Genomic DNA, 6,676 nt, shown 5'->3' on the forward strand with positions numbered 1-6,676 from the left:
ACGTGTTATAACACGATATGATAGATCCATTGAAAGATTTCAAGCTTTTGTTCATCTTGCTTTCGCTTATATTCTATCAAGAAGGCTTACAGCCTATTTATGAAATAAGTTCTAGTCATACGTTCTCTAATACTTTATTATATTTAGTTTAGTTTTTCGATAATATTATTATCTACATCACTTTTCAACACCTGCGATGTGAATAAAACTTGCCGAACTGGTAGATTATTAATATCAGAAATAATTAGTGGTTACTTTGAATTTGCATCAGAAAAAATGGAATAGCGATTAACCATACCTGCTTTATCACTATTCCTTTATTATAATTTATCTCAATTAAGTCGATTGGATAACCCTAGGCAATATGCTATGTGGCTATCATATATCCCCTCTTATCTCTCGATTCCTTGTCAAATGTGATCCTATTGAACATTTCTCTCATTCTACTCCTCACATCCGTTCCGTATCTCTGCTCTATGGCTGAGGTAGTTAGACTCGATGTTACATGTGTAATCGTTCCAAACTTCGTAAATAACTCATATCTCCCTAACAGAATCTTCTTCATCACCTGGCAATTGCTACCGTAATGATGCGCTGTGTGCTCCGATCCCAGATCATCAAAGCACCAGATACGATGATTGTATTTATCACTATTCTCCGCTCCAATGTAGTTATATAGCATGGAAGGCCCTTTCAATGTATATTCCTCGCTAATCCGATCACAGTGTTTCATCTCGTAATTCAAAGGACGGGGAACAATACATTTCATTAGCTGCATAATTTGAGTCTTGCCTGTTCCTATTGGTCCACCCAGAAATATTCCCTTATGCAGATCTATATCAAATTGCCTCGCTACTTCTTCATCATGCAGAAACCATGCGATGACAGGAATAATTACCTTTAAATCCTCCGGATAGATCCTGAAATGTGCTCCAAATAGTATTCTACCCTTGTCCGCCAGCACAGGCAATATTTGCTTGTAGTTAAAAAGACTCGTTGTAATTGTAATCATTTTTGCCAGCATTTTGTGAGTGAGGTGTATTTGCATTTAAAACCCATTTATGCGCCAAGGCTTCCCAGTTTACGATTGGGGTATTACCGATCTTCCAGCCGAAGGCCTGGTACTGGTACCAGAATCGTAAGCCTAATCCTGTACCATATTCATGCCCGGTGAAGAATTTGAGTACATCATCCAGGCTGGGACTGTTTGTCACACTGTTTATAAAGTTCGCATTATTAGTTTTTAATAGTGGTCCCTTATCAGGTACAGTTACTGTCTCATTTTTTTGATTTTTCTGTCCTCCTGGTGGTACAGTTACTGTCCCGGAATCCGGCATACTCACTAAGGGAAACATTTCAATTTCTGCAGGTGTAAATCGAGAATAGCCAGCATAATATTTCAGCAATTTTGCATCTTCCAGCTCGCTTAGACACTTGTAATAAGTAGTTTTAGATGTAATCTTAGCAGCTTTCATTACATTGTTTCTTTGGATCCAAAAAATCTTTCGAAAACCGGTTTTATTCCAGATATGAAATAGTGCCATATAAAGGGCATAGTGGTTCGCCACTACCCATTGTTCTTTTGCCGCCCTATCCAGGAAGGCATTCAGATGAATAATGTAATTCATAATTATTCTATTTTGGTTTAAAATTGAATCAACTCTGAAGTTCTTTCAATTCTCTTTTTACCCATTGGGTTAACATGGTCGTAACGGGAGGATTGCCGATGTCGAGTGTACAATCTTTTCTTACGATAGCGCCTTCAAATTCCTGCTGTAACTCTTCCAGCAGTGCTACTTTTTCAAAGTCTAATAACATGTCCATTTCTTCCCGTATATCGGCTGTTATGTACTGTAAGAAGCCGATATCGTTGAAATTCATGTAGATTAGAAATGAATGGAGCGCTTTGGTGTTAAATTTTTCTCCCCGTGCCTGTATGTTGTGTGAAAGCTGATCGATGAAGTTAAAACCATACGTAATTTCCCTATAAGAGAACCGGTGATTGAAATCCCACAGATTCTCCAGGTAGCTATCAATGATTTGCCAGATTTTGGCATATTTCCCTTTCTTTTTATTAAACCATCCCGATAATATCGTCCAGCTGCGTTTGTACCTTGATCTTTCTAATATGCAATACATTAAAGGAGGTATACAGCTATCATCAAAAAAGGATGGATATGATAACTGCATTTCTCTTATTAGGCGAAAACACTCATAGCAGAAATCTTCCTTTTGAGTGGATTTATCCTCAGATTTATCATCATCTGTCAATAAATCCATTTCCTTTATCCATGAATATGGAATATCGTCAAATAATAGTCTTATTTGTTCCTGGAATATGCGCATGTATCGTTGAAGGATACTATTGTCTTTGTCCGATAGCATAAAATCTGCCATCCCATCGTGCATTTGTAAAATTGCACCCATAGCATGTCTGTATAGTTTTCCGCTTTTCTCTTCCGGGTTTTCAAGGTAGTCCTGTAAGGAGGTACGTAAATTCCTGAGCGGGTAAAAAAATGCTGTCATATTTTTTAAGTTTTAGTTTTAAAATGAAAATTTCTCATTGGAATTCATTGCAAGTATCTTACCTCTCCTTTTACGGGCAAGGATGTAAGATTGCTTTCTATTCTTAGTATTTGTGCTGCCTGACAGAGTGGTACTACTTCGCCATTGTAAGTTGGCAAATGGATATAACTGATGCCCAATACGAGCATCATAGCATGGCCATCTCTGGGTGATACAGGTAGATTCATTGAAAATCCTGGGACTTGTTCTTCAATTAATGGAATAAGTGGAGATGTGTCGGATTCAATTGTTGCATTGTAATAATTAAAATTTAGAGATGCTCCTACTGCGATTATTCTGCAATGTGTGGCATTGTCGGGGCATATGATTTGTTTGGAAGGTTTGAATGACGGGAAATATACACGCATTAATCCATCATTCGTATTGATAGAACTTGTATACGGTGCTTGTAGTATTTCCGACAATGGAATATTATCATTCAACTCATATTTTTCCAATAAATGTAGCCCACCATTCATTACATTTCGTGTACCAGGCGCACTGATTTTATCTGCTCTGATTACTTTTTGCAGTAGGAACTTTGCAATTTTCCTGAATCTGCCGCGGTCAGGTTGCAGGAAGATCGGACCGGCGCAAGTAATTGTCCGTATTAGCTTTGCGACTCTTGCAGCATGAATCAGTTCCGGGTTTATGTTTCTTTTTTTTTGAAGGGAATTAAATTTCCTTTTACGCCTGCGTAACAGGCGTTTACAATAAGATTGCATGTTCATGAGATTTTTTTTGAATCAATAACGATCGTGATAAGAAGAAATATTTTTATATTTGTTCTGCCACGTAAAATAGTAACAGATTAAAATTAACACCCAAAATTAGAAACACGTGGTATTTGAGAAAAATGGGAAAAATGAGAAAAATAAACTCACCCATTTGTTAGAAATGGACATCAATCCTAAACAGATGTCCGGTATTACTAAAACACGCCTGAGTACAGCTTACAGGTACTGGGAGAAAGCTTGTCTATTTCATAATAAACCAAAAGGTTGTGGAGTGACCTTTGGTCAGTTTCTTGATGTTTACAAGAAGATAGATAGAGATGTCTTAATCTCCCGTTTCCGTGAAATGCACGAGGGTAAATAAACATTTTTTTAATTATGAGTAACAACTTGTTTATTCACAAAAAGGATGGGCTATTCACGCGCGTTGATAGCCGAGTCGTCATACTGGTCGAGGCCAGTGGCGGATGGTCTAAGATCATTACACAGGAGGGTGTACACCTGGTAAGCAGTACACTCAGCCAGCTGGAGGAGCAATTACCCGTGGCACTCTTTTGCCGGGTACATCGCACGTACATTGCGGCATTAGAGCATATCAGCAGTTTTACTGCTGATTCAGTTAGAATTCTTGACAGGGATATTCCCCTGTCAAGATCTTATGCTGAAAAGCTTTTTAGCAAATTGAATATAATCATGTAATGTTCTCTGCACTCAACTTCCACTTATCGCTTCGCCAACTATCACTTATCGCTTCACCAACGAATTTTTAATTTTTGAGTTTGTAACCTTACTAATATTGCAGCCATGAAGGCAGTTATACAGGCTGTGCCCGGAATGGGGGAGAGGCACCTTTCATTCCACTGGATGACTGTTATTCGAACAAGCATCGAAGAAGCGTCGAACTAGCATCGAAGAACTAGTATAGAACATTCGAAGGACATTCGAACAACATTCGAAGCAGATTGATTCATCTTAAAAACTATTTTTATGGCAAAATCTAATAATTTCATCCTGAAGGATTCCTCTGGATCTTTAGGGAAAAGTTTGACAATTACACGCAAGAAATCCGGAATGATTCAGTTAGGGAAGCATCGGGGGGAGAATACGACTCCGCCTAGCGAAAAACAACTGGAAATACAGAACCGGTTTAAGAACGCAATTGTGTATGGAAAGGCAGTGATGAACAATCCGGAGCTGAAAGCGCAGTACCATGCGGCTGCTAAGAAAGATCAGTCGGCGTATAACGTGGCGGTGAGAGATGCTTTTAAAGCCCCTGAGATCAGTAGTATTAATACTGGATTATATACGGGTGAGATTGGAAGTAAGATCACTGTAAGGGCGATTGATGACTTTAAGGTGGCTGGTGTAAGGGTTAAGATTACGAACGCTGTTGGTGTGGTGGTAGAGCAGGGAGATGCTGTGCAGCAGAGTAATGGTCTTGACTGGTTGTATACTGCTACTATGGTGAATGGTGAGGTGCAGGGGAGTAGGGTTGCAGCTACTGCGATTGACTTGCCGGCGAATGAGACGGTGCTGGAGGTGGTGATGTAGGTGTAATAATTAGGGGACATTGTTCCCCTGATTATTATTAACTATATTTTCCTGGACTTTTTGTTAAAAGATTCACTCTTTAACTGATTTTTGAATGATAAATTCAATAAGTAATACAGAAAATACAAAGGTTAGGAATCCGGAAAATAATTGAAAACGTAGTGCAATTGGGGCAGCAAATATGCTGAATGCAAAATTAAGAAGCCAGAAGCAAACTACTATTATCAGGACTTTACCTAGTTCCCGGTTAATAGTATATCCTTTTAAAATAAGGAAACTTATAACACCTAATAAAAACATGGTATTGAGTGCCGCCATCAATTCCGGGAAAAAGAATAATACATTTACTTTAAAATCACTGAAAAGTGTATAGATTTTTTCTGATTTGTAACCAAACCAGAATTTGGCAATGGGTTCAACATGATCTACTCCGGTACTATACTGTTCAAGATACTCTATAGGTGGAGAGTAGTAATTGGAAGCATTAGGAAGTAGAAAATGTTTGATAAATGTAAGGGGGTAAGTTTTAATAATGAACCATCCGAATTCTTCATAAAATGGAGCTATTCTTGCCCAGGCATTGAAATCGTTTATATCTTGGGTGCTGTCAATTACTTTTAAATATCGTTTTAGAGGGAGTCTCGGTGTCCACATGAAAATGGTACTTATTTTCAGTTGTTGTTCCGGATATTTTTTAATATTATTCCTGGCAGAATCGTAATAATCCCTTATTATTTTATTTAATTTACGAAACTTGTACGGGACCTCCTTCACTTCTCTATTATCAACAGATCGGTATGCAAACATTGCATTATTAGCTATTTGCCAACCTGAAAATGGTGTAAATTGTTTATGGCCTGTAAGTTCCAAATATTGTTGCCGGTTAAATTGTATAAAAAGTCCTATTAATAATGTAGCTAATGCTATCCCCCATAATTTAATAAAAATTTTCCTTCTATATAGTAAAGTAGAAATTGCCAATATTGCCGGGTAGTATAAGGCATTATATCTTACAATGAATAATAAAAAAACTACAATGGCATTGAGGGTAACCAGCTTGAAATTTGGCTGATAAATACACCATAGCAGCAAATTGAACCAAATTAAGCTAAGAGATAGAAATAGAGAATCACTTGAAATATAATTTGCGAGATAAAGAGATGCTGGATTTAATAGTACAGATCCAAATAATATTATCCTTGATATTTTAGATGGGTTTAAAAAATAGAATATCGTAAATGTAAAAGATAGTGCACTTATTTGCAATAAAATGTACTGAAATGCGACTAAGATAGTATCGGAATGGGAAAATATACTAAAAAGCCTTAGAAACTTTGGATATCCAATTGGATGGAAACCAATATCATCATTGAAGAAAGCAGAGGAAAGATATGTATATGAGTCTGCATTAATAAAACTAGCAAATGGATAATAATGTTTAAAGATTATTAATTGGATAGCTAGAATGAAAATGCCTGCTAAGGCTAATTTTTTATTAATTGGATTTTTAAAAATAAAATCTTTGTAAGTATTTTTTTTATCTTCTATAATTGGGGGTTGTATTGAGGTATTCATGTAGAAGCTATTAATGGATCATAATGAAGACAGCTTATTAAATTTAGTTAATAGTATTTTGCGAATATTAGGAGGTCAGGAAATATCTTTTAATGTTATAGAAAACAAATACGGAGGTAGCAATTAATTTCCATAAAAAATTACTTACTTCTTAAATTTCCGGTAGTTAAATCCAGAGACTATAAAATATATTGTGTAAACACATAGTCAACTGATCAAATCCGACATCTGTTTTCAAAAATAGTCAAATA

The 6,676-nt window shown here is 36.6% G+C and carries 8 protein-coding genes; 3 read left to right on the forward strand and 5 right to left on the reverse strand.

Going from position 1 to position 6,676, the window contains the following annotated elements; genetic code table 11:
* Positions 1-367 precede the first annotated feature (367 nt).
* The 4 genes from DXN04_RS34120 to DXN04_RS34135 are packed head-to-tail and all read right to left on the reverse strand — an operon-like array spanning position 368 to position 3,296.
* Positions 368-1,012, reverse strand: a complete 645-nt coding sequence (locus DXN04_RS34120) for a P-loop NTPase family protein (RefSeq protein WP_147320166.1) — start codon at positions 1,010-1,012, stop codon at positions 368-370.
* Positions 984-1,628 carry a hypothetical protein gene (locus DXN04_RS34125; protein WP_116857900.1) on the reverse strand — a complete coding sequence of 215 codons (645 nt, stop codon included), beginning with the start codon at positions 1,626-1,628 and terminating at the stop codon, positions 984-986. The genes DXN04_RS34120 and DXN04_RS34125 overlap by 29 nt, the downstream gene beginning before the upstream one ends.
* Before the next feature lie 28 nt (positions 1,629-1,656).
* Complete coding sequence (locus DXN04_RS34130) at positions 1,657-2,526, reverse strand: hypothetical protein (protein WP_116857901.1); 870 nt, start codon at positions 2,524-2,526, stop codon at positions 1,657-1,659.
* A gap of 44 nt (positions 2,527-2,570) precedes the next feature.
* Complete coding sequence (locus DXN04_RS34135) at positions 2,571-3,296, reverse strand: hypothetical protein (protein WP_116857902.1); 726 nt, start codon at positions 3,294-3,296, stop codon at positions 2,571-2,573.
* Positions 3,297-3,405: 109 nt separating this feature from the next.
* Here DXN04_RS34135 and DXN04_RS34140 point away from each other — a divergent pair, with 109 nt between their 5' ends.
* The 3 genes from DXN04_RS34140 to DXN04_RS34150 all read left to right on the forward strand — a co-directional run bounded on the left by DXN04_RS34140 (position 3,406) and on the right by DXN04_RS34150 (position 4,850).
* Entirely contained in the window at positions 3,406-3,663 is a 258-nt protein-coding gene (locus DXN04_RS34140; protein ID WP_147320167.1) for a hypothetical protein, read from the forward strand.
* Positions 3,664-3,677: 14 nt separating this feature from the next.
* Entirely contained in the window at positions 3,678-3,998 is a 321-nt protein-coding gene (locus tag DXN04_RS34145; RefSeq protein WP_116857904.1) for a LytR/AlgR family response regulator transcription factor, read from the forward strand.
* A 288-nt stretch (positions 3,999-4,286) separates the two neighbouring features.
* Entirely contained in the window at positions 4,287-4,850 is a 564-nt protein-coding gene (locus DXN04_RS34150) for a hypothetical protein (protein WP_116857905.1), read from the forward strand.
* A gap of 72 nt (positions 4,851-4,922) precedes the next feature.
* On the opposite strand, the gene DXN04_RS34155 is transcribed toward DXN04_RS34150, so the two are convergent.
* The gene (locus tag DXN04_RS34155; RefSeq protein ID WP_116857906.1) at positions 4,923-6,425 is read right to left on the reverse strand and encodes a hypothetical protein; all 1,503 of its coding nucleotides are present in this window, start codon (positions 6,423-6,425) and stop codon (positions 4,923-4,925) included.
* Positions 6,426-6,676 lie beyond the last annotated feature (251 nt).

This window comes from Chitinophaga silvisoli (assembly GCF_003412465.1).
Lineage (GTDB): Bacteria > Bacteroidota > Bacteroidia > Chitinophagales > Chitinophagaceae > Chitinophaga > Chitinophaga silvisoli.

Excerpts from the sequence above, each read along its gene's own strand:
- DXN04_RS34120 (WP_147320166.1), bottom strand. The coding sequence starts at position 1,012 with ATGATTACAATTACAACGAGTCTTTTTAACTACAAGCAAATATTGCCT.
- DXN04_RS34125 (WP_116857900.1), bottom strand. The coding sequence starts at position 1,628 with ATGAATTACATTATTCATCTGAATGCCTTCCTGGATAGGGCGGCAAAA.
- DXN04_RS34130 (WP_116857901.1), bottom strand. The coding sequence starts at position 2,526 with ATGACAGCATTTTTTTACCCGCTCAGGAATTTACGTACCTCCTTACAG.
- DXN04_RS34135 (WP_116857902.1), bottom strand. The coding sequence starts at position 3,296 with ATGAACATGCAATCTTATTGTAAACGCCTGTTACGCAGGCGTAAAAGG.
- DXN04_RS34145 (WP_116857904.1), top strand. The coding sequence starts at position 3,678 with ATGAGTAACAACTTGTTTATTCACAAAAAGGATGGGCTATTCACGCGC.
- DXN04_RS34150 (WP_116857905.1), top strand. The coding sequence starts at position 4,287 with ATGGCAAAATCTAATAATTTCATCCTGAAGGATTCCTCTGGATCTTTA.
- DXN04_RS34155 (WP_116857906.1), bottom strand. The coding sequence starts at position 6,425 with ATGAATACCTCAATACAACCCCCAATTATAGAAGATAAAAAAAATACT.